Here is a 567-nt window from a genome sequence, read left to right as displayed (position 1 = left end):
GATATCAAAGGTTGAAATGAAATAAGATAACAATAATTCTACTTCTTAAGGGCCTATAGCTCAGCTGGTTAGAGTGCACCCCTGATAAGGGTGAGGTCACAAGTTCAAGTCTTGTTAGGCCCACCATTTTTATTCTTTTTATCTATCTTTTAAATTGTTTTTTTAAATCTTTTTAATATATGTAGTTTTTAGTATGATTTTATGTTTTACTTGTGTATTTATTTTAGATTAAAACTTATAAATAATATTTATTTTTTAATGATATTTGAATTTATTTAAAAATACTTATTTTTACTTATTTAGCTTGTAGTTATGTTTAAAGCTATTTTTATATAAATTATAATACTTATTAAAGTGGTGTGTTATTTGATAGCATATATATTATCTTTTTAAAATAACTCTTATAGTAATAAGTAATTTAAATTATAAGTGATAATTATGTTTTTACTATTAAATAAAATATTAGTTGTATTTTTAAGAGTTAATATAATTAATGTTTTTATAAAGTATTTATAAGTTTTAAATTCTTTTAATAAAAATAGCTTTTTATGTTTAGTGATTATGTTT

General features: G+C 19.4%; 1 tRNA gene. It reads left to right on the top strand.

Features of this window, described 5'->3' with window-relative positions:
* Positions 1-49 precede the first annotated feature (49 nt).
* Positions 50-126 (top strand) — tRNA-Ile (locus KJR01_RS09665).
* The last annotated feature ends 441 nt before the right edge of the window (positions 127-567 follow it).

It is taken from the genome of Campylobacter sp. 2018MI10, from assembly GCF_018501175.1.
In the GTDB taxonomy this organism is placed as follows: Bacteria; Campylobacterota; Campylobacteria; order Campylobacterales; family Campylobacteraceae; genus Campylobacter_E.
This window is presented reverse-complemented; position numbering and strand designations above follow the sequence as displayed.